The organism is Planctopirus sp. SH287, assembly GCF_056500625.1.
Genome location: NZ_CM151403.1, coordinates 525,433 through 547,411, shown reverse-complemented (window position 1 = coordinate 547,411; position 21,979 = coordinate 525,433). Strand labels below are relative to the sequence as shown.

Annotated in this window: 19 protein-coding genes; 5 read left to right on the top strand and 14 right to left on the bottom strand. The window is 53.7% G+C overall.

The features are described 5' to 3' along the window. Positions 1 to 3: 3 nt before the first annotated feature. The 5 genes from sufD to SH287x_RS01965 form a co-directional block, all read right to left on the bottom strand. Positions 4 to 1,362: a Fe-S cluster assembly protein SufD gene (gene sufD / locus SH287x_RS01985; RefSeq protein ID WP_479516765.1), complete on the bottom strand. Its 1,359-nt coding sequence runs from the start codon at positions 1,360 to 1,362 to the stop codon at positions 4 to 6. Positions 1,363 to 1,437: 75 nt separating this feature from the next. Beyond that, complete coding sequence (sufB, locus tag SH287x_RS01980) at positions 1,438 to 2,856, bottom strand: Fe-S cluster assembly protein SufB (protein WP_479516764.1); 1,419 nt, start codon at positions 2,854 to 2,856, stop codon at positions 1,438 to 1,440. Positions 2,857 to 2,983: 127 nt separating this feature from the next. Beyond that, the gene (sufC, locus tag SH287x_RS01975; RefSeq protein WP_479516763.1) at positions 2,984 to 3,811 is read right to left on the bottom strand and encodes a Fe-S cluster assembly ATPase SufC; all 828 of its coding nucleotides are present in this window, start codon (positions 3,809 to 3,811) and stop codon (positions 2,984 to 2,986) included. 197 nt (positions 3,812 to 4,008) lie between these two features. Continuing rightward, positions 4,009 to 4,668: an NADH-quinone oxidoreductase subunit B gene (locus tag SH287x_RS01970; RefSeq protein WP_479516762.1), complete on the bottom strand. Its 660-nt coding sequence runs from the start codon at positions 4,666 to 4,668 to the stop codon at positions 4,009 to 4,011. Next, entirely contained in the window at positions 4,665 to 5,381 is a 717-nt protein-coding gene (locus tag SH287x_RS01965; protein ID WP_479516761.1) for a helix-turn-helix transcriptional regulator, read from the bottom strand. The genes SH287x_RS01970 and SH287x_RS01965 overlap by 4 nt, the downstream gene beginning before the upstream one ends. Before the next feature lie 332 nt (positions 5,382 to 5,713). Between SH287x_RS01965 and SH287x_RS01960 the strand changes: the two genes are divergently transcribed. Beyond that, entirely contained in the window at positions 5,714 to 6,040 is a 327-nt protein-coding gene (locus tag SH287x_RS01960; RefSeq protein ID WP_479516760.1) for a DUF971 domain-containing protein, read from the top strand. Between the two features lie 26 nt (positions 6,041 to 6,066). Here the strand turns inward: SH287x_RS01960 and SH287x_RS01955 are convergent, their stop codons facing one another. The 5 genes from SH287x_RS01955 to SH287x_RS01935 form a co-directional block, all read right to left on the bottom strand. Further along, positions 6,067 to 6,747: a 3-keto-disaccharide hydrolase gene (locus SH287x_RS01955; protein WP_479516759.1), complete on the bottom strand. Its 681-nt coding sequence runs from the start codon at positions 6,745 to 6,747 to the stop codon at positions 6,067 to 6,069. Positions 6,748 to 7,379: 632 nt separating this feature from the next. After that, positions 7,380 to 9,146, bottom strand: coding sequence for an ArnT family glycosyltransferase (locus SH287x_RS01950; protein ID WP_479516758.1), 1,767 nt, complete (start codon positions 9,144 to 9,146; stop codon positions 7,380 to 7,382). A gap of 179 nt (positions 9,147 to 9,325) precedes the next feature. Then, positions 9,326 to 10,657, bottom strand: coding sequence for a glycosyltransferase (locus SH287x_RS01945; RefSeq protein ID WP_479516757.1), 1,332 nt, complete (start codon positions 10,655 to 10,657; stop codon positions 9,326 to 9,328). After that, on the bottom strand, positions 10,654 to 12,720 hold the full coding sequence (locus SH287x_RS01940) for a phospho-sugar mutase (protein ID WP_479518755.1): 2,067 nt from the start codon (positions 12,718 to 12,720) through the stop codon (positions 10,654 to 10,656). Before SH287x_RS01940 ends, SH287x_RS01945 begins: the two co-directional genes overlap by 4 nt. Before the next feature lie 140 nt (positions 12,721 to 12,860). Continuing rightward, positions 12,861 to 13,130: a GlsB/YeaQ/YmgE family stress response membrane protein gene (locus SH287x_RS01935; protein ID WP_479516756.1), complete on the bottom strand. Its 270-nt coding sequence runs from the start codon at positions 13,128 to 13,130 to the stop codon at positions 12,861 to 12,863. 544 nt (positions 13,131 to 13,674) lie between these two features. On the opposite strand from SH287x_RS01935, the gene SH287x_RS01930 reads away from it, so the two are divergent. The 3 genes from SH287x_RS01930 (at position 13,675) to SH287x_RS01920 (ending at position 15,037) form a co-directional block, all read left to right on the top strand. Continuing rightward, complete coding sequence (locus tag SH287x_RS01930) at positions 13,675 to 13,839, top strand: DUF1328 domain-containing protein (RefSeq protein WP_479516755.1); 165 nt, start codon at positions 13,675 to 13,677, stop codon at positions 13,837 to 13,839. A gap of 322 nt (positions 13,840 to 14,161) precedes the next feature. Then, on the top strand, positions 14,162 to 14,446 hold the full coding sequence (locus tag SH287x_RS01925; RefSeq protein ID WP_479516754.1) for a BON domain-containing protein: 285 nt from the start codon (positions 14,162 to 14,164) through the stop codon (positions 14,444 to 14,446). A 207-nt stretch (positions 14,447 to 14,653) separates the two neighbouring features. Then, positions 14,654 to 15,037 (top strand): hypothetical protein, encoded by a 384-nt coding sequence (locus tag SH287x_RS01920; RefSeq protein ID WP_479516753.1) that lies wholly within the window; start codon positions 14,654 to 14,656, stop codon positions 15,035 to 15,037. Between the two features lie 128 nt (positions 15,038 to 15,165). Here SH287x_RS01920 and SH287x_RS01915 read toward each other — a convergent pair whose 3' ends face one another. The 3 genes from SH287x_RS01915 to SH287x_RS01905 all read right to left on the bottom strand — a co-directional run bounded on the left by SH287x_RS01915 (position 15,166) and on the right by SH287x_RS01905 (position 19,685). Beyond that, the gene (locus SH287x_RS01915; protein ID WP_479516752.1) at positions 15,166 to 16,980 is read right to left on the bottom strand and encodes a hypothetical protein; all 1,815 of its coding nucleotides are present in this window, start codon (positions 16,978 to 16,980) and stop codon (positions 15,166 to 15,168) included. 262 nt (positions 16,981 to 17,242) lie between these two features. Then, a complete protein-coding gene (locus SH287x_RS01910; protein ID WP_479516751.1) occupies positions 17,243 to 19,348 on the bottom strand; it encodes a S41 family peptidase in 2,106 nt (701 codons plus the stop codon). A gap of 109 nt (positions 19,349 to 19,457) precedes the next feature. Continuing rightward, a complete protein-coding gene (locus SH287x_RS01905; protein WP_479516750.1) occupies positions 19,458 to 19,685 on the bottom strand; it encodes a carbon storage regulator in 228 nt (75 codons plus the stop codon). A 534-nt stretch (positions 19,686 to 20,219) separates the two neighbouring features. Between SH287x_RS01905 and SH287x_RS01900 the strand changes: the two genes are divergently transcribed. Continuing rightward, positions 20,220 to 20,747, top strand: a complete 528-nt coding sequence (locus tag SH287x_RS01900; protein WP_479516749.1) for a hypothetical protein — start codon at positions 20,220 to 20,222, stop codon at positions 20,745 to 20,747. A gap of 344 nt (positions 20,748 to 21,091) precedes the next feature. Here SH287x_RS01900 and SH287x_RS01895 read toward each other — a convergent pair whose 3' ends face one another. Continuing rightward, positions 21,092 to 21,964 (bottom strand): bifunctional 5,10-methylenetetrahydrofolate dehydrogenase/5,10-methenyltetrahydrofolate cyclohydrolase, encoded by an 873-nt coding sequence (locus SH287x_RS01895; RefSeq protein ID WP_479516748.1) that lies wholly within the window; start codon positions 21,962 to 21,964, stop codon positions 21,092 to 21,094. Between the last annotated feature and the right edge of the window lie 15 nt (positions 21,965 to 21,979).

Sequence of the window (21,979 nt, the reverse complement as noted above, 5' to 3'; positions counted from 1 at the left end):
AATTTAGGTGTCGCGGCCGAGTCCCAGTTTGCGTTCAACGGCCTGGCTCAAGGTTTCTTGAACGGCAGGAACAGGAATTCGGTCATAGACGCTCTGGAAGAAGCCTTCCACGATCATGTGCATCGCTTCCTGTCGTGAAAGACCGCGGCACATGCAGTAGAGAACCTGATCCTGATCGACTTCACCCACGGTGGCACCGTGGGTGCAACGGACGTCGTCGGTTTCGATTTCCAGGCCGGGAATGGCATCGGCACGGGCCGTGGGCGAAAGGAGCAGGCCATCGTTCCGCTGGTAACCGTCAGTGCGTGGAGCACCTTTTGCCACCTTGATCATGCCACGCCAGACCACACGCGATTCATCCCGCAGGACATCTTTATACAAGAGATCGCTGCGAGTATCCGGAGCGTTGTGCGTCTGTTGGGTATAGTAAGAAATGATCTGCCGGTTAATGGCAAACGTGACGCCATTCACCTGAGCCACCGCCCCGCGACCATCCAGTGAAACGTCCTGATGAGTATGAGCCAGGCGACTGCCCAGTCCCCCGACCGTCCATTGCAGGAAGGCATCCCGTTCGACATGGCCGGCTTGTGTGGCAAGGTGCCAGGTGCGGTGGTTCCAGTTCTGCAACTGGACATACCGCAGGCGGGCTTCGTTTCCGAGCAGCAGTTCAACGCCTCCCACATGCAGCCCCGGATGCGTGGGATGAAGTGAGGACGTTTCTTCGAGCAACGTGGCTTCTGCACCGTCTTCGAGAATGACCAGTGTATGGCTGAGGTCAGCGGCTTTTTCAGCGGCTAAAGCAACGAGGCCATACAACGGCGCTTCAACACGGACATTTCGTGGAACATAAAGGACTGTGCCACCCGTCCAGAAAGCGGCATGCCAGGCACTCATGCGGTCATTTTCCGCTTTGACGCCCTTCTGCATGAGATAAGGACGCAGCAACTCTCCGTGTGTCTGCACTAACGCCGATAAGCTGCCGAAGAGAACCCCTTTGGCAGAGAGTTCTTCCGAAAGTTCCGAGACCACGGCCTGACCATCGACATGAATCACACGGCCTGCGAACTCGGCCCGGTCAGCCAGAAGTGTCCCGATCGACGCCTGATCGACGGGAGAGGTTCCCGTCGCCAGTTGAAATTGTCCCGGCTTCATCGCCCGCAGATCAATGCGTTTCCATTCCTCAGGGTTGAGGGGCTGTTCCAGAAGTTCAGTATATTTCTGGAACGCTGCTCGACGGAGGTCTGTCACCCATTGCGGTTCGCTACGGGATGCCAGAAACCGCTCAAAAGATTCGGCCGAGAAGCCGGTAATCGGTGCCTGAGCAGAAATCTGGGCAGAAAGAGAAGAAGCGGCTGTAGTCACAAAGGCACTCATTACAGAAAACGGGGAAGCAATTCGGAAACAAAAAATGCCATGTCGGAAGGTGTTTGTGAGTGGTTAACCCACGCTGCCTTCCATCTGGAGTTCAATCAGTCGATTCATTTCCACGGCATATTCCATCGGCAACTCTTTGACGAGCGGCTCAATGAAACCGGTGACAATCATGGCCGAGGCTTCGGCTTCGGTCATGCCGCGGCTCATGAGATAGAGCAACTGTTCTTCAGCGATTTTCGAGACCGAAGCTTCGTGCTCAATCGCGACGTGCTCCTGCTCGATTTCGATGTAAGGGTACGTGTCGCTTCGGCTCTCGGGGTCAAGAATCAGAGCATCACAGACCACGTTGGATTTACAACCGGTCGCATGAGGTTCGACTTTCACCAGTCCCCGATAGCTGGCCCGTCCCCCTGATTTAGAAATGCTCTTGGAGACAATCCGGCTGGATGTATTCGGCGCACAGTGCACCATCTTGGCCCCGGCATCCTGATGCTGGCCTGTGCCGGCAAAGGCAATGGACAACGTCTCGCCACGGGCACCCGGTTCCATCAGATAGATGGCAGGATACTTCATGGTCAACTTGGAGCCAAGGTTGCCATCGACCCACTCCATCAGGGAGTCACCATAGGCCATGGCCCGCTTCGTCACGAGGTTGTAGACGTTCGACGACCAGTTCTGAATGGTTGTGTACCGGCAGCGGGCCTTCCTCTTGACGATGATTTCCACCACCGCCGAGTGCAGGCTTTCGCTACTGTAGGTGGGAGCCGTACAGCCTTCGACATAATGCACCGAGGCCCCTTCATCGACAATGATCAGGGTTCGCTCGAACTGGCCCATATTTTCCGAATTGATACGGAAGTAAGCCTGAAGCGGGAACTCGATTTCGACTCCCTTGGGGACATAGATGAACGATCCCCCCGACCAGACAGCCGAGTTGAGTGCAGCGAACTTGTTGTCGTAGGAAGGGATCACCGTACCGAAATGCTCACGCACCAGTTCGGGATAATCGCGGATCGCTGAATCGGTGTCAGTGAAAACGACCCCCTTCTTAGCGAGGTCTTCCTGCAGGCTGCCATAGACCACTTCTGACTCGTATTGAGCCTTGACCCCTGCGAGATACTTCTTTTCTGCTTCAGGGATACCGAGGCGGTCGTAAGTCTTGCGGATGTCATCGGGAACATCGTCCCACGATTGTTCCTGACGATCCGACGCCTTCATGTAGTAATGAATATCCTGGAAATCGAGATGTGACAAATCTCCGCCCCAGGTGGGCATGGGCTTGGCAAGGAAGATGTCGTACGCCTCGAGACGGAAGTCTCGCATCCAGGCGGGTTCTTTCTTCATTGCTGAAATCTGCTCGACCATCTCACGATCCAGCCCCTTGCGGCTTTTGAACGTGTAGTTTTCAGTCGAGTCGTGGAAACCATATTGATAATCACCAATTCCGATTTCTTCGGAGGTGGCTGTCAGATCTGTGGCCATGATCATTCCTTCGTCTGTCGTGCGGGCTTGCCGCTAACGCGAACAGTGCTAATCGATCTTCATTGTCTGGCTTATTGGCCTGCCTGCCACTCTTGGGTTGGTAGGCCTTCGTTTGTTGAACTCTCGACTACACGCCTGCTGGCTCAGCGGCACGTCCCTGAGCACGGGCGGCCTCTTCAGCGGCTTCTTCAGGATGCCGGAGGCGAACCTTGGAGTATCCTTCGTTGTGAAGTTCGCGGGCGAGGCTCGCATCGCCTGTTTCCACGATCTTTCCGGCCAGCATCACATGCGTGAACTGAGGGACGTTATATTCCAGCAGTCGTTCATGGTGAGTGATGATCAGGACGCCCATTTGCGGGCCAGCCAGCTTTCGCAGCCCTTCGCTCACCACCCGGACGGCATCGCTGTCCAGGCCGGAATCGGTTTCGTCAAGCACGGCAAATCGTGGCTTGAGCATGGCCAGTTGCAGAATTTCCATCCGCTTCTTCTCGCCGCCCGAAAAGCCTTCGTTGAGGTAACGGCGGGCAAACTCGCCATCCATCCCTAGTTCATCCATCATAGCTTTGAGTTCTTTGCGGAACTCGCGCATGGGGATGAGACCTTCCCCCTCTTTGCGATGAGGGTTACGGATGTTAGTAATGGCATGTCGCAGGAAGTCAGCGACCTTCACGCCCGGGATGACCACCGGATACTGGAAGGCAAGGAACAGTCCCAGACGCGCCCGCTCGCAGGCATCAAGCTCATTGAGCGGTGTGCCGTCGATCTCAATAGAACCTTGGGTGATCTCGTATTTGGGGTGACCAACCAGCGTGTAAGCCAGTGTGCTCTTGCCGGAACCGTTTGGCCCCATGAGGGCATGGATTTCCCCCTGGCGGATTTCAAGGCTGACGCCACGAAGAATGGGCAGCCCTTCAACGGAAACATGCAGGTCATTGATCTTGAGCGATGCGGTCATGAAACTCTCGGCTTGAAACAAAATAAGTAGCAAATTCAGATGAAAAATCTGCCAGCGGTCAGGTGGCTTTCTGGATGTCACTATCCTGCATATCACTGTCCTGTGTGCCACTGTCCCGTGTCGAAGATCGGCAAGGAGCAGTGGTGTTGAAGCAGTGTCATTGAAACAGTGGCGTCTGGAAGTCAAACAGTTCTGAGCTATCGGGAGGCTGATGCAGCTCCATCGGGAATCGAAACCAGTGGAGCCAATTCCCCATAACCCGTCCGGTGAGGGATTGGTAATTGGGAGACGGTATTTCGCCCGAGCTTCCTTGCTCGAATTTTGTCTTGAATTCTCATCACGCCTTCGAGAAGCGCTTCGGGGCGAGGAGGACAACCGGGGATATAAACATCCACCGGAACGACCAGGTCGACCCCCTTAACAACGTGATAGCCATACTTGAAATAAGGGCCGCCGCCGATGGTGCAGGCACCCATGGCGATCACATATTTAGGGTCAGGCATTTGATCATAGAGACGACGGATGCGGCTGGCCATTTTATAGGTCACTGTGCCAGCCACAATCATCAGGTCGGCCTGACGTGGTGTGGCTCGAAAGGCACCCGATCCAAACCGATCCAGGTCATATTTGCTCATCCCGGTGGCCATCATTTCAATGGCACAGCAGGCAATACCAAACGTCAGCGGCCAGACACTGGAAAGCTGGCCCCAGTTCATGGCTTGTTCCAGCGTGGTGACAATGAGGTTTTCTTCAAAACGACCATCAACCCAAGGCTCGCCGTGCTGGCGACTGGAGGGAGAATAATGGCCGGCTGTTGAATGTGTTGGCGTCTGGAATGAAGAGCGGGCGTTGTTCATCGTGCCATCTCCTCATGCAGCGTGTTGCGAGCATACGAGTGAGTGACATTGTCAGCAGTGAGGTGAGTGTCGATCACGTTGGCCGTTGGGTGAAACTCGCAACGACCATCCCCATTACGACAGCGATGAGTCACGGTCAGCGGCACACCCAGTACCCGCTCAAAAACCTGTTGCTCCAGGTCGCAGATCGATTGGTCTGTGGCAGCCAGTTCGTGATAAGGACAATTGTTTTCCCGCAGGACGGGCAGCAATGTGCTCCCTTCTGAGGGGATATTGATCGCGTCGACGTTAAAGCCGCTATTTGCCAGCAACGTGGCCAGCTGCTTCATGCGTTCACCCAGGTTTTCGGCATGAACCGACTTGGAATACTGCTCGACGAGAGCATCACGAATCCGGGCTTCCAAAAGCTTGCGAAGTTCAGAATCAGGGATATTCCGCAGTTCTTTCCACAGAATCTGGGCAAGATCTGTGTAATTGTCACCCAGTTCCCGAAGACCAGCGGGAGAGATATTATATGTATGGAAAGGTCGCCCCCGGTGAGCTTTGACAGTTTGCCGGAGAATCCAGCCGCCGGCTAAAAGCCGGTTTAATCGCTGGCGAACGGCGGTCTGAGTCACGCGGGTGGCATCGCACAGATCCTGAATGGTCACAGAACCCAATGGCTGCATCCGTTCGAGGAACTCGCGATCCCCGGGGTCCAGCATGGGTTTCATGGTCATTCTCCTGAGGAGCAATAGTCAGCGAGCGTTGTGTTCAATGCGCCTATGATTCCAGAACGCCACCATTCTTCTGCGTTGGTGCACTCCGCCGGAACTCCATGTCCCCTAACTGGCGATGATGGGGAGTCCGGTTGGAATTCGACTTGGCGGCAGAGGTTCGATATGAATGACGCCTTACGAATGTCATGCTAGACCTCGGAAAGCCTTTTGACAATCATTCATGTGTAAAATTGAAAGATGAGATTTAATCTCAACTTATGGCGTGGAGAACTGGCCGTGATTTCTCCTCACAGACCATTTAGTACGGCCAGCTGGAAAGTTTATCTGTGGAAGCAGTTACGCTGGAAAAGATGTCAGACGACGGGGTTTTTCTTGTGCTGAGTTGGGGGGATGGAGTCACTCAACGAATTTCCTGGGCAGCCCTGCGAAAAGGGTGCCCTTGCGCCGTCTGCAGTGTCGAACGGGAGAAACCACCCGTCCCGGCAAACCCCTTTCAGGTGATTGATGTGGCGCAAACTCTCCCGATTCGCCCGACGTCGATCCGATCCGTGGGAAATTATGCGTACGCCATTGCTTTCAGCGACGGCCACAATTCGGGCATTTATTCACTGGCCACACTTCGCCGGTTGGGTGAAGAGCAAAAGGCCGAATAGCAGAGATCCCGGATTGAGCCAGTTCGTTATCGTGCCGCTGCTGGCAATTCCTCGATGGTGATCTCTTTGAACCGAATTTCTGCAATCGCTCCGCCATGAATCTGGAGGGCCAACCGGCCAGTCAGGGGAATCTCTTTGTCGGTTTCCGTGTAGTCGACGGTCGGCACGCCATTGAGCCAGAGCTGGACGCGCGGGCCTTCGCAGCGGATCCGGTAGTCGTTCCACTCGCCGGGCTTTAACGCTTTTTTCAGAACTTCGGGATCAGGCTTAGCCAGCATTTTGTTGCGGCGGCTTTCATCGTAAAGTGCTCCGTCGTAGCCTTGGCCAATATCCGCCTGATATCCAATCATTTCGTGATGGTTTGGGATTCGTTCCGAACGGATCTGAACGCCGCCATTCACAAAGCCTTCGGTTCCTTCCAGCTTATATTTCAAGCGAAGATCAAAGTTGTCGTAGCGTTTGTCTGACGCCAGAAATTCATTGCGAACGACTTTCTGAGTCAATGAGCCACCGACGATCACACCGTCTTCAATCCGCCAGGTCTTGGCGGTGTCACCTTCCCACCCGGCAAAACTTTTGCCATCAAACAGAGTCGTGGGTTCAGCGGCAGTGACAGGGATGGCATTCACCAGCCACGCCCCTAGTACTGCCACCGAAAAAAGTTGAACAGCCACAGCGGAAAAAAAGAAGTAGGTCGGGCGACTCATGGCAATGTCCATTGATCAAGAAAGTGAATCGTCGAGCAGTGAGGAGCTGGCATCATGGCATCCACATTATCACATACGTCGTTTGTTTTCTTGGGTTGGCAAGGAGATTTTAACCCTCGGCCATGCAGATGGCACACAGAACCGGGTGAGAGATTTCCCAATGGGTAATCTCTATAGAGAAACGTGCCTGGGTCGCTATTGACGAGCAGTCGCTTGGGACGCCTCAAGATGGTGCGTTTCACGCACCCTACCAATACATAAAAATTTAACATCGACAGACCTACGGCTCGCCCTCACCCCAACCCTCTCCCATCGGAATGGGAGAGGGAGCTATTTACCCTCGCCCGCGAAGGCGGGAGAGGGTGGCACGCAGTGCCGGGTGAGGGATTTTCCGGTGGGTGTCCCCTATAGAGAAACGTGCCAGGATCGCTATTGACGAGCAGTCGCTTGGGACGCCTCAAGATGGTGCGTTTCACGCACCCTACCAATACATAAATATTTAACATCGACAGACCTACGGCTCGCCCTCACCCCGGCCCTCTCCCATCGGAATGGGAGAGGGAGCTATTGACGAGCAGGATACCCGGAACGCTATATCAAACGGGAAGGCGTCAGGCGGGCTTTATTGCTATTTATCTCGCTGATGTCTTGAGTCGATAGAGATCGAAGGTCTCGGCCCTCGTTTGCGATTCATCATCCCGGCGTACAATATCACTGACAACAGCGGGCACGACCATTTCCTTGACGAAAGAATCTCCCGATTTAGCCCACTGCTCACGAAACTGAGGGCTTCGCCAGGCATGTGGCCCGACCACCAGCCAGATCTCGGCAATGGAGTCTTTGTCGACGAACCCGAGATCCTGCACAGGCCCGGTCAGGTCAAAGCCTTGTGCGCGATACTCCCAGAAAACAGCCGGTTCGCCGTAGATATAGGCAATGGCCGGTTGACCGCGCGGGGTCTTATCAAGAATAGTCTTCAGTTGAGTAGCAGCGACCTGTGCCAACCCCGTTCGGCTTTGCCATGCGCGATAAGTTTCACCCGCAGAAAACAGGTAGAAGGCCGACAGACTCGACAGCACGACCAACGACATCAGCCAGACGATTCCTGCCCGTCTTATGAGAGGTTGTTCAATACGCACATCCCGCGAGGCCAGCCAGGCGGCCCAGGATTCAATCAACAGTCCGATGGCCAGAAAGACCGGTGGGAGTAGCGGAAGCAGCAGCCGGGGATAAGCCCGATACATGGGAATGCTCACCAGCAACCCGCTGATCCAAACAAGTAGAAACAAACTTGCCAGACGTCTGGTTGACGTATTATTAGCAGCAAGTTCTGAAGACGTCGGTGCGACGTTGTTCGTGCCGGCTCTGGGTGACCATAGAACGATACGGATCAGCTCCAGTAACCCCAGAATCAGCCAGAAGGTCACATCTCCCAGAAGCCAGCCGCCCATGGCCAGACCGCCGGCAATGGCGCAAGACCATGGTGTCAGGTCGGCCATTTTCCACCGGCTGGCCCATCCCATTGCGCCAACCAGCATGGCCAATGAAAATGGCGTCGCATACCGCCACACATGACTTGCCTGATGCCCCAGTTGCCAAAACCACTCTCCAGGGCCAGTCACATATTGAGCGTGATTGGCAGAGACAGCCGCATACCCTCCTGTGGCTTGTAATCCCCATAGGACGGGAAGCCAGAGAACAACGGCAATCGCACAGATCGTCAGCGTGATTTTCTGAACACGCGCCACAGGCAGCACATGACATTTCAAAATCCAGCCAGCGAATTCAGCCGCGAGAAGAATCGCCAGCGGTAGCCAGCCGGAGTATTTGATACTCCATGCCAGAGCTGTCCAGGCTCCCGCCGCCATGATCGTGTTCCAGCTTGGTGACGTCATTGAACGAATCATGGATCGCACCGCAAGCAGCATGCAGAGAGTGACCGGGGTATCGGTGAGGGCTGTGCGCGAATAGCTGGCCAGCAGATCCGAACTGGCCGCCATCAAACCGGCGATGAACCCGACCTGCTCTGAGAAAAACTCTTTGCCGAATTGATAGATGACCCCGCACAACGCGATGCCACACAGAATGCCGGGGAGCATGACGATCCAGCCAGCGTGTCCCAGTCCCAGCATTCCGGCAATCAGTTGCGTCCACTCCAGCACCAGCGGCCAGACGGGGGGAGCATAATACTGACGTGCGGGATATTCGTAGCCTTGATCGGCTCCAAACCAGATGTTGGAAGCGTAAACCCCTTCGTCAAAGTGTTCGACGCTGAGATTCCACAACCCCCACAGCCTGACGAAGGCCGCCAGACCGATGACCAGCCAGAAACTTTGAGGAAGACTTTTGAACCACGACAACAGTCCTCCCTCATGCCCGTGGGCAGTGGAAGCCATCATGTTTTTGGTCGTTTTGGTCTCTTTGCGTGGAGTCAAGGATTGGGCTGCTTTATAGGAACCAGACAAGACCGATGATGTCTATTTGAAGGTAATGTCAGATTGAAGGTGATGCCCGTTAAATGGGAAGTCATCATGGCCCTTCCTGAGGGAGAAAGGCAAGTGTCGATGACGTTCTCACGTCATGTGAAGTCCCTTGACGACGTGGAAGCCGCCGTGATTTTCGCCAGCAGAGTTTCCAATCGTCTGGCTGCCATTCCGATATCATATTCTCTCGTGATCATGGGCCTGGCCCGCTCGGCTTTGGTCATCAGCTCAAGGGGCGAAGCGAGAAACGCTTCAATGGCATGGCTCAAAGCTGCTGGCTGGCTGACTTCCACCAGTTGGCCATACTCCCCATCGCGCAGAATTTCTTGCGGGCCACTTGGGCAGTGAGTGCTGATGACGGGGCATCCCAACGCCAACGCCTCAATTAACACGTTGGGCGAGCCTTCGCTGTGTGAGGGAAGCACGAAGAGATCTGCCAGGCGATAAAAGGGAAAGACGTTTGCCTGCTGTCCCCAGAAATGGACATGAAGATTTTCTGGTGAGGTCTCTTCCGTTTGTTTCTTCATCTGAGATTCGAGCGGGCCGGTGCCGACTATGTGCCAATTGAGCTGCTTTTCTGGATGACGACGAGCCACGTCGTTTAAGGCCAGCAGCAGATCGGGATATCCTTTGGCGGCATCAATCCTCCCAATCGTCAGTATCTCGCAGGAAGGCATCTGTCCCAAAGACATTGCGTCGGACGGATCGGGTTGATCCAGTGATGCGGGATGATCCGTCAGCGGCAAACGTTCGCAGGCCAGTTGCTCAATGTCTGTGAAATCCAGTCCATTTGGTAAAACTTCAATCTGATCCAGCGGGAGTTGGAGTTGTGCAGCGACTTGTGCTTTCAACTCCTGTGAATTAGCCGCCACGATACTCGCCGAACGATAAGCCCAGCGGGCAAAATGCCACGACAACCGGGGATGGATGCGGGCGTATCGCTGAATTTCCGACTGTTGATCGGCCACACAAACCGAGATCCGCGGTATGCCCCGCCACCATGTGGGGATGGCCATATCGAGGGTCAGATTATAGACCCGGTTGTAAACCACATCGATGGCTGACGACTTCAGAATGTGGTTGAACATCAGCCCTCGCACCAGGCGGCCGCAACCTGGTAAGCGAGAGACCCGGCTCAGCCACCAATGACGGTTGATCATCGCACTGATATCAAAGACCGGAATCCCATCGGGCAATCGGGGCCTGAGTGACCCCTCATCTTTTAATGTCGCTACAAAGGGTTGGAAATGGGAATGATCGACGTGCCGAATCAGTTCGAGCGTTTGTCGCTGGGCACCTCCCGCCTCAAAAGACTGAATCACCCACAGGATTCGTAACGGTCTCCCAGCACCCGGCTTTTCAGAAACCAATGAGTCCGTAGAGAACGGGTCGGTACACGACTTGTCATTGACGATGTCTGGTCTCATGCCTCGCCTCGCGGAGACGCACTCCGTGCGAGTTCTGATTCTCCCCTGCCCCGAAAGTGATGTTTCAAGAACTCTGCAATAATCGACGCATGGCGCATCAGTTCCTGCTCTCTGACAAGGAAGGAATCTTGCCCTTTCCAATGTGAGTAAGGCAAAACTGAGAAGAGATACACTTTCAGCAGCGGCTCTGTTCCCGAAGGACGAAGAGCCAGCGTGACCTGTGCACCATCTAGCGTCTGACCATAAAGCCAGCAAATGTCGGCGGTGGGAAATGCCGAATCCAGTTCGCTGACGACCGTTTTGCCGACGACTGGTTCGCCAGCAGGATTTTGTTCGCCTCTCCGCAAGGTCTGACGCAGCAGCAGGTCGTCCATCTGCTGCCAATGCACAGTTCCCGAATGGGGTTCATTCGGAGGAACGATCTCCTGCGGTGAACTCAACGGAGGGTGTGATCTTAACGCCGCCATTCGCAGCCGGATTTGCGAGACCACGTCTGGAGATGATTGCAACGGCTCGTCTGATTCCGTCTCTGAACCTGTTGGCAGAAACTGACGAATCGGCCAAAGCGACTCCACATGGAGTCCATGCCCCGCATAGATTTCCTGAAGTCGATCCAACAAGGTCATTTCGCGTGATTTCAACCACGCCGCCAGTTCCGCCACCCAGAGAGCGGCTAATGCGGCATCCTTGTCGCGGGCATAATTTCCGGCCAGATATCCCAGCGATTCTTCAGCACCGAAGATGAATCCTTCCGCCCCTTCGGCATCAATCGTTTCACCAATATATTTGAATCCGACGGGGAGTTTGTCGATGACTCGCACGCCTTTCGTGCGGGCAATCCGACTGATCAGCGGCGAGGTGACCATGGTCTGCACGACATACGCCTGCTCTGGCCAGTTCTTGTTCGTCAATGCAAAGTCGACCAGTAAAGCCCCTAACTGATTTCCGGAGAGAAGCCGCCATTTCTCCTCTGAGTTTGATTGGACTGGATCATGGCCAGTCGAGCCGCCTGTTGAACTTGCCTGCTTTCCCGTACGAACTGCGACTCTTAAGCGATCTGCATCAGGATCGGTGGCGAGGATCAGATCAAATTCACGTCCCGCAGCAAAGGCGATGGCCTCAGTGAAGACTTCATCACGCTCAGGATTAGGAAGATGATCCCGCACATTGGGAAAGCTTCCGTCCAAAGAACTCTGGCATTCCAGCAAATGAAGGTTTTCAAAGCCCACACGCGGCAATATCTGCCCAACAGAACTCGCCCCAACACCATGCAAAGGGGTAAACAGAAGCTGCAAGCCGGCACGCTGTGAACGGCTCAGACTCATGACCGACTGCTGAGCAAGAGCGTCCAGGTATGCTTCGTCAATTGAGTCATCCAGCAGTTCAATCCACGCGCTCTGACCCACCCGCTCTGTAATAGCCGGCAACGATTGGATCTCGGCAATTCGTTTCAAAATTTGCTGATCGTAAGGAGGAACGATCTGCCCGCCATTAGCCCAATAGGCTTTAAATCCATTGTCGCCAGGCGGATTGTGTGACGCCGAGATGACAATCCCCGCGTCGGCCTTCAAATGGCGAACAGCAAAAGACAGCTCAGGCGTCGCCCTTGGTTCGGGGAACAGTTTCACCCGGCAGCCCGCACTCGCGCACACTTCAGCAGACATCGCGGCAAATTCACGGGATCTGTGGCGCGAGTCACAAACGATGACAACTAATGGTGGCTGGTCATCCGGTCGATCCCTGTGAACATCTTTGAGAGTGAGAGCCAAACCATAGGCGGACTCTGCAATGGTGCGGCGATTGATATTGGCTGTCCCATATTCTCCCATCGGCCCCCGACGTCCGCCCGTTCCGAACGCAAGGATCGTGTTGAACGCAGCGTTCAGATCATGCCATCGCCCCGCGCGGATATCCCGAGCCAAAGCCGGATGGTGTTCGGCAAATTCCGGCTTCACCAGCCAGCGTGTGACTCGTGCCAGACTGGCAGTTGAAAGGAAACCTCGCTGGGCCGCTTCCTGGCAAGCTGCGATCAGCGAGGGAATCGACCAATCCTGTTCCATCATCACGAGGTTGTCAGCCTTGCAAGTCGAATGGAGAAATCATGAAAACAACCACACAGCACCATGCCCAGCCTGAATCAATCATGCCGTCAGGACATCCTGAAACATTCACAGATGGCGAAGCTTACGGTCAACATCAGAAGTCATGCGCTGCGCGAGCGTAACTGGCTGGTAATCAACAACACGAGCACCGCCCCAATAATCGACATGATCCACTTGGAAGGTTGCAGCGTGGGGCCGTTGCCGAAAAGGACAGAGTTCAGAAGACCTCCCGCAAATGAACCCACAATCCCGAGCGCGATCGTCAACATCAGTCCCAGACGCTGTCGTCCCGGAACGAGCAGGCGGGCAATGAGTCCGATGACCAATCCGAAAATGACCCAGAGAAAAATGTCTATCAGGTTCTCGAACATGTCCCAAGACTCCGGAAAATTGTGGTATGAGGTGCGCGGGGTGACAGGCGAGTGAGATGCACGCCAGTCAACGTTGCCAGAACGATGATAGCGTGCGAAGTGTGGCCCTCGTTGTCCACAAGCAAGCATTTCAGTCACACAAATTATTCACCTTCACCTCGCCACATGACGAGAGACGGTCTTCGCAAGTTGCGGGCCATGTCGTCATATCGGAAAAAACCGCCGGGTTATGCACGTTTTATTGCTTCCAAATCGACCATTTTTCTCTCGTAGCGACAAGTTCGGCTGATCAACGTCCACCTTCCGTAATCGACCTTGATTGAAGTGCGATCAGAATTTGATGCCGCCACTTTCAGAGATCATTTTTCTTGCTTCTTAAAGAGTTCTGCGGCAATCACTTAAGCTGCGCCACTCACACCACGACAGATAATTGGCATCACTCTTGCTGTATTTGATGGTATTCACCGATTGGCAGGTCTTCTCACATTTCTTGGCTTACCTGCTTTCTCAATTTCAAAATAATCAGGCAGCGAAGGAGAAGATCATGCTCCAGTGGGCGCTCACATTTTTTATTATTGCCATCATTGCGGCGGTGCTGGGTTTCAGTCAGGTCGCAGGAACTGCCACGTGGATTGCCCAAGTCTTATTCGTGGTTTTCCTGATCCTTGCGATCGTTTCGCTAATCAGCGGTCGCCGTCCTGCCGTGTAGGGTGAGAGTTCATAACGAATTTATGAGCCAAATCTCGTCGCCTGTTGAGAGTGGCCACCTTGATTGGGGACTTCTCAAGCAGCAGGTTTCTATCGGGCCAATTTCTGTCGGGCCGAAGTGTTTTTTAGAGTGAGTGCTTGCGGGCAAGTCAGTGACCGGGACTTCGCAGCTCAGCCACAACACACAGCCGCACAACTCACGGCCACACTCTGTCTGACCGCGTTTTTGTCGTGTCTTGCGAATCAACCTTGGCGTTGGCCAAAAGGCTCGACATCTCGCCTCACCCCTTTCTTCCGGATGCCCAATATCAGGATAATTCGCTATGGCTAGCGTACTTATGGATCCCAGGATGTCATCCCACTTTGAACCTCAGACACAATCAATTGCCTTGGCGATGGATTGTGCGTTACGTCGGTCACCACACAAAGAACTACGCAAACTTGGCGTGACTTGCGAAAACGGCGTGGCCCGCCTAACCGGAGTTGTTGGAACTTACTTCACGAAACTGATTGCCGGAGAAGCCATTCAAGTAGTGACACCGGCCGGTTGGCGCGTGTACAACGAAGTGGTCGTCCAGAAGAAATCTGGGGATTCTCTTCATCGCTGAGCGCCAAAACTGACACCTGTCCTTCTCCACGGCTTTTCATTAAGTCAGGAGCGTTCAGGATGCGAGTTGTACCGGCAGAGAATTCCAGGTGATTTCGACTGGGTAGTCGTTTTTCCCTACATGGCCATCGGTCTCGCCTCTCTTCAGATGAAAACTGACGAGAGAAACTGAGACGAGATTGTCCGTTGCACCTGGAGTTTTGTGAACATGCCCAAGCACACACTGTCGTCCTCGGTTTCAGCTTTGCTCTGTGGATTCGCTCTGATTTCGGGCTGTGCCGATAAGCCGGCCGCTACGATTGATAAGGCTGCCGAAGCCAGCAAGGTTGCTGTTGATAAGGCTGCTGAAGCCGCCAAGGAAACTGTTGAGAAGGCTGGTGAAGCTGCTGAAGCTGCCAAGGAAACTGCTGAAAAGGCAGCGGAAGCCGTGAAGGAAAAGACCACAGAAGCGGTTGAAGCGGTCAAGGGTGCTGCTGACACCGCCGCCGACAAGGCGAAGGAAGGTGCTGAAGCCGCCAAGGACGCCGCTGACAAAGCCGCCGACGCCGCCACCCCCGCCCCCACAATCCCAGAACCTGCCAAACCCGAGTAATGGCAACACTGAGTGAGCCAATACTGGCGTCTCTTCATCTTGTCGAGATGAGCGATCCGTGATGGCCTCACTTTATTGAAGCATCAATCAGAGGTGGTCAGGATATTCTTGACCACCTCTGATTTCATTTATGAACCGGGAAAATCTTCACCTGAGTCATCACGAGATGAAGACTTTCGGCTGAGTATTAAAAAACATCCTCTTGCAAATATTCCCGCCGCAATACACAACAGACCGATCCAAAGAGCCCAGGAAACAATAAATGTCCACGGCCCCGCGACCACCTGTTTCATAAATTCCGGCTCAGACAATACAACTGGCGCAACTCGAGAAACTACGGGAAAATCGATTGCGATATCGTCGCACGGGGGATCTGAAGAAAGATTGAAGTGTCCACCCTGGTCGACCCCATCACTTCCCAAGCTGTAAATCATGAGGCGGGTACCACGATCGATAAATCGAAAATCGCTTCCATTGAGGGGGTCATGGCCAAGAGTCCCATCACCGTCCTTATTCAAATCGTCTTGACTGTGTGGCCAGCGACCGTGCACATCTCGATAATTCAAAGCTGACACCATCACCGGTAGCATGGTCTCGCGGACTTGCAAACGTGTATGAGCCTGACTGACGCCACTAGCATCAGGCATCAGGAGGCAGGCGAGCAATTGCCCACCACGTTCCCCTCGAAGCCTCCGGTTTTCAATTTTGAATGCCTGAATAATTCTCTTGGAAAAAATGGCACTCAAATTGGAACCAGGGTCATTTGAGAGTCCAAGCATTTCTCGCAATTCGAGCCGATTTGCATCTAACGCGATTGCCTTTGCAACTGAGTCCTGTATTTCCAAGCATTTAGCTATAACTTCGTATTCCGCTTTAACCCCTCGTTGAACATCATGCCAGTCAATAAATGCACCATTCAAAACTCGCAACCATAAACGATAAATATTCTGAAACAATGTTGTTTCATGCTTTGGCTGGCTTATATTGGTGTTCCCAAATCGAAATTCATCAATGGTATGCAACATTGATATGTATTCGGCATCCATATAAATCGTGCGAATATCTCTCATCGGAGCAATCAACTTAATTTCCTGGAGATACCTCTCTCGGTCATCTGCACTAATATCCCGCATTGCCAAAAATGCGGCCTGAGGGAATTGCAAAACACTTTGAATTTCATAGGCGCAAATTAATTGAATCAGACAACCAGATTGACCAATGTGGCTCGAAAGACGATTGATTGCGATCAGATCATGTCGGGCTTTCTCAAGCTGACCTTGTTGCAGGAAAAGCATCACGCGAGCGCAAGCGAGCTTTCCAATCTGCCGTGAAAGCTGAATATCCGGCAAGAGGGTGTTCAGAAATGGCATCCCGGAGGGCGGAACCAAAGGACGATAAGCAAATGGGCGGCCTGCTTCAGCGAGAATGTAGTCAAGGGATGCTTCGTTTGTTTCGATCCATGCTTTTGCTAAAGGAAATTGTGCTTCATTCCAGAAAGACACCGTTGCCTTTGTGCACTCTGCGCGGACTGCATCTATTTCAATAACGCCAGAGAACTGATCGAACGAAGGCATACGAAACTTCAATGATTGCTGATCAGGGTGAACACAACCAATCTCTTGACACAATCGGTCGACCCACTGCCCCTCTGACTCGTCGAGTTCTTCGAGCGCGACCATTGGGAACAGTGCGGTGAAAAAGTTGTTCTCCGCGTTGGCGGTGCCTCGCAACGGTGCGTTGACCATCTCGACATAATCGGGTGCGGGAGACGGCTGGATCGCTTCCATGACGCCCCGGATCACGGCGCGCGGATCGTCCGCGAAAGCGATACTGGCTTTCGGAACAATGCCACAGAGGGCAACCATCACCAGAACATGAGTGAAATCAGCCTTGAAGGATGATAGAAACGAGCGTCCTACCCCTCCTCCACAATAGTTAGCCATTCGCTTCCCCGATTGAAGCTTTCGTTGAAATTTATGATAGACAAGCATCACCATTGTGTGGTGGCTCTAATGACATGTCCATGGCTAAAGATCCCATGAATGTGTCAGGATGCCTTGGGACAGCACCGGCAAGCATCCGGTCTTGACTTCGGGGATTGTCTCAAAATGCCGAGTTGCAAACGAAAGCCCGGCGTTTGTGGGAAACGCCGGGCTTTGACGGGTGATCATCAACTGGCAACTGACAACTGACAACAAGTCCCCACTACCCCGCTTGTCCCAGGTACTGATTCTGCGGGGCGTAGCGCTTGGCAATCGTGTCGGCCATGCTGCGGGTATTGGAGTCTGTGGCCAGTTTCACCGCAGCCTGCATGTCGTAGTCAGACGTGTCCATCGGGTTCTGGGCGACAGGAACCGCCACGTCAGGAATCACGCCCTGACCTGCCATTTCCCGTCCCGAAGGAGCATAAAACTTCGCGGTCGTCAGCTTCAATCCTCCATTGACGGTCTTCATCGGGAACTGAGTCTGCACCGAGCCTTTCCCATAAGATCGCTGACCCACAACCACTCCTCGTTGATGATCCTGAATCGCAGCGGCGAAGATCTCGCTGGCACTGGCACTATTGTTATCAATCAGCACCACCAGCGGCGTCTTCCAGGTGTTGGGGTGGTTCGCGACTTCTTGCGAATTATCGGTCTGGTTGCGTCCTTTCGTACTGACAATGGTTCCTCCGGGCAGAAACTTGTTGGTCACTTCAATCGCAGTGGTGAGCAAGCCGCCGGGATTGCCACGAACATCGAGAATCAGTGATTGCATCCCTTGCTGGTGCAGGCTCATTAATGCCTGATCCAATTCCCGGCTGGTCGTTTCAGCAAATTTGTCGAGCTTGATATAGCCCACCTTGTTGACCTGATCTTCCATACGAACTTCAGCGACGCTTTGAATCTGGACTCGTGAGCGAACCAGAGCCATGTCCGCGATCATGTCGCCACGCTTCACCTGAATCTGCACCGTGGTGCCAATCGGCCCCTTAATGAGATTAGCCGCTTCATCAAGATCCACCCCCGCGATTGAGCGGCCACTAATCATCGTGATCAGATCTCCACGCTTGATAGTCGCAGCAGCCGCTGGCCCACCGGTGATAGCCTTGATGACTTTGAGTCCTAACTGATGAGCTTCGATCTCGACACCGATTCCAACCAGGCTTTCGCCAAGTTGTGTGCTGGGGCCGCCGCTCACTTCGTTAGGCATAAAAGTTGAATATTCATCGAGGGTTTCCAGAGCACCATAGGTAAATTCCATGGCAACTGCTTGAGGACGCAAACCAACCATCTGCTGCCCCATCTGTGCCGTTTGACGCATGACATTGATGGCTTCCTGAGCATTTCGCGGCTGAGATTGTCCTGCAATCTGCGAAATAGCCTGCTGGAAAGCCGCTCGTTGCTGTGGGGCCACTTGCAGCCGATTAGCGTTCACAAAATCCTGGTTATCAATGGCAACATAGAGATTTTCTAAAGCCTTGGCGGTTCGAGCTGGGTATGCCGATGGTGCTAAAGACCGGGCATCGATCAGTTGTGCTGTTTCCAGATAGAACGATTCAGCAGCCTGTGGTGACAAAGCGTTGAGTGTCTGCAAAATTCGCTGGTCACGGTATCGACGTGTAATCAACTGCTGAGCTGACGGCTTGTTCTTCTGAAGTGTGGAAGGAGCTGGTTCAAGTCGAGGATCCTGCGGCCAGTTGCCGCTGTTGTTCCAGTTGCTATTTCGATCCCAACTACTGGGAGTTGTTGGTAGATATTCACGGCTGCGATCACGGGCATCGTAGGAGCGTGGATCAAGTGCTGGACTGCGTGAATAGTCGTCACGATATTGCTCACCACGATAGCGGGTCTCATAGAGGCTGTTGCTATTGCGCCCCGCATTGTAAGGCTGTGTACTATAGGGAGATGAATCACGTTCCCGATAGCGGATATCATTCAGACGATCCGACTGAGGGAGACGGGCTGGCTGCTGCCAGTTATTTGATCGGACTGGGTCATTCAATCCTCCAAAGTTCCTGCGATCGTCGAACAAGCGGTCTTCGATCTGCATGCGGGAGAGAGAATTGCCGGGTTCGCGATCCCAGGGAGAATAGCGATCATCAAACCCACCAGGGATCAGCGGCTGGCGATCTCGGTAATCATAGTTATCAATTCCATTCCGGCTATTGGATTGATAAGCGGGGTAAGCTTCCTGGTTCCAGTTGTCATAAGTTTGCGAACCGGGTTGAGCCTGAACTCCGGAAGAGAGTGCTGTAAATACAGCCCCAAGAACAATCAGTGGAGTCGCGATCATCTGGCGAGCACTAAAGGTGACGTGAAACAGCTTCATGATGCATCTTTCCTTGTCATTGATGGCTCGTCGATCCCGACGGCCGTGATTGAAAATGAGAGTCAAAAACAGTGAGTCGAACGGGTTAAGGTGTTGCGTGATGCCGGGATTAGCCGGCTGCTGAGAGGCTGAGGGATGCTTCGTTGGGAGAAAGATCCAGGGCGGCTTCCGCCACCAGTGCCAGTCGTTGTTCTGCCAATTCCCCCCGCAGAACGGCCACTTCCCGGGGAGCTTCAATACCGATCTTGACCGCCCCGGTGCTTGTATGGATCACACGGATTACAATATCCTGACCAATCTGAATCGTTTCGTTTCGCTTGCGTGTGAGTACCAGCATGATCATCTCCCTTTGTCAAACTGTTTGATTCTGCGAAGCTCCTTGCTGATCGCATGGAACAGACTCCTATGCAGAGGCCGTGCCATTCGTTCTGGCACACCCATTTTCTTCCATTACCCCTGCAATAAAGGCCTATTTCATGTGTTTACCGGCGGATGTCGCCGGTCGCTTCCTCCTCCCTTGTAAGTTTGGAATCATGATCAGCAAAGCCCTGAAAGAATTACGAACTGGCCTCAAACTGGTGTTGTCGTAACGATACACCACAGATTCATCGCGATGTATTTTCGACAGTGCCGTCTGTACTTTTTTCAGGGCACTCATAACGAAACGGCAATCTGGGAAGAGATTGACGGCCGCTACTGCCGCCCAGAAGCGAAATCGATGTGATTCGCACCATTGGCACGGGTGGTGCATAAGTGATTCACCATCGCCAACGCTGACGCTCAGTCAGTCGCGACGAGCAGGTGATCCGCAACGGCTTGTGCTGAGTCATAAGGAGCGGGTTGCCGGGACATCCTTCAAGGATTATGAATCATGGCTTTCAAGACACTGCTTTCTGCTGCGGCTCTGACTTTAGGTTTGGCGGCTTCTTCGGCTCAGGCACAGTGGTTGCCCAATCTGGGGCTGGGGATTCTGCAGTCGCCTTCTTCAAGCAACTGCAACACCGGGTACTGCCCACCCGCCATAACCACACGTTACCAGCCTGTGAGCTACAACACTTCCAGCTATGGAACGACGTATGGCAACAGCTACACCCGTCCTGTGAGCTACTCACCTGTTTCGTACCAGAACAATTATGGGGTCAACAGCAACTGCCCCGGCGGTGTCTGCCCTCCCATGAACTGCGTCAATGGGCAGTGTTTCCCCAGCACCAGTAACTATGGACAGCCTGCTTATACTCCTGTGGGCTACAGCCGCCCTGTCCAGTACCAGACACCCACATCCAACTATTATCCTTCACAGCCTGGCTACTACGGCAACGACCGTTACCGGAACTCTCCTTCAGCGAACAACCATTTTCGTTCTTCCGCCAGCAACCTGAACAGCCCGTTCTATCCATAACCTGAAGAGGGTATCACGCCGGACGAGAGGGGGAACTGCCGTAAGGAAACATGGCCTATGAGTTGAAATGAACGCTGATCATTCACCTGTGACACATCTCTGAAAACGCCCCACGGCCGATGCCGTGAGGCGTTTTTTTCATGCGCCTGGCAGGCTGTGATGTGAATGCCGATGGGGATACCACTCACCCACACCCTTAACCTTCAAAGTCGTCGCAACATGACACATCAGAATCCAGGAATTCGTGATCTGCGGTTGGCGAATCAATGGGTCGGGTGGCAATGACACAGGGGAGTTGGTGCAAAGTCAGGAACTGAGCTTTATGCACCTTACGCGACTAGAGATCACAGGTCAGAGCCGGTTTGAATTTGGGCGGCTCGGAGGGTGTTTTTCAGCAGCATGGCAATGGTCATGGGGCCGACGCCGCCGGGGACTGGTGTGATCGCTGCTGCTTTTTGCGAGACCTCAGCGAAATCAACATCCCCCACAAGCTTTCCTTCGTGGCGGTTGGTTCCCACATCAATCACCACAGCTCCTTCACGAATCATGTCAGCCGTCACAAAATGAGGCTGGCCAATCGCTGCCACCAGAATATCTGCCTGGCGCGTGAAGTTGGCGATATTTTTTGTGCGGCTGTGGCAGATCGTCACGGTCGCATTTCCCCCGCGACCTTTGAGCGCCAGCAGATTGGCCAGTGGCTTACCGACAATTTCGCTGCGGCCCAGAACGACGACATGGGCGCCGTCGGTCGAAACATTGGCCGACTCCAGCAGAACCTGAACACCATGAGGCGTGCAAGGTAGATAGCGGGGTCGCCCCTGAATCATCAGGCCGACGTTTTCCGCATGGAAGCAATCGACATCCTTGAGCGGGTGCGTGGCATCGAGAATCGCTTCCGGATTGATCTGCTTTGGCAGTGGTAATTGAACCAGAATGCCATGCACTGTGGGATCATGGTTGAGCCGGGATACCAGATCCAGCAGTTCTTCCTGAGTGGTTGATTCGGGAAGCCGGTGAAGCTCACTGGTCATGCCGACCGAGGTGCAGGCTTTCTGCTTGTTGGAGACATAGACATCGCTGGCGGGGTCGTTCCCCACCAGGACGGCGGCCAACTTGGGAGTAACGCCAGTTTTTGCGGTAAAAGCGGCGACGTGCACAGCCAACGCCTCACGGGACTGCCTGGCCACCAGTTTTCCATCAATAATCTGCGCAGGCATGGCATTTCCGATGTG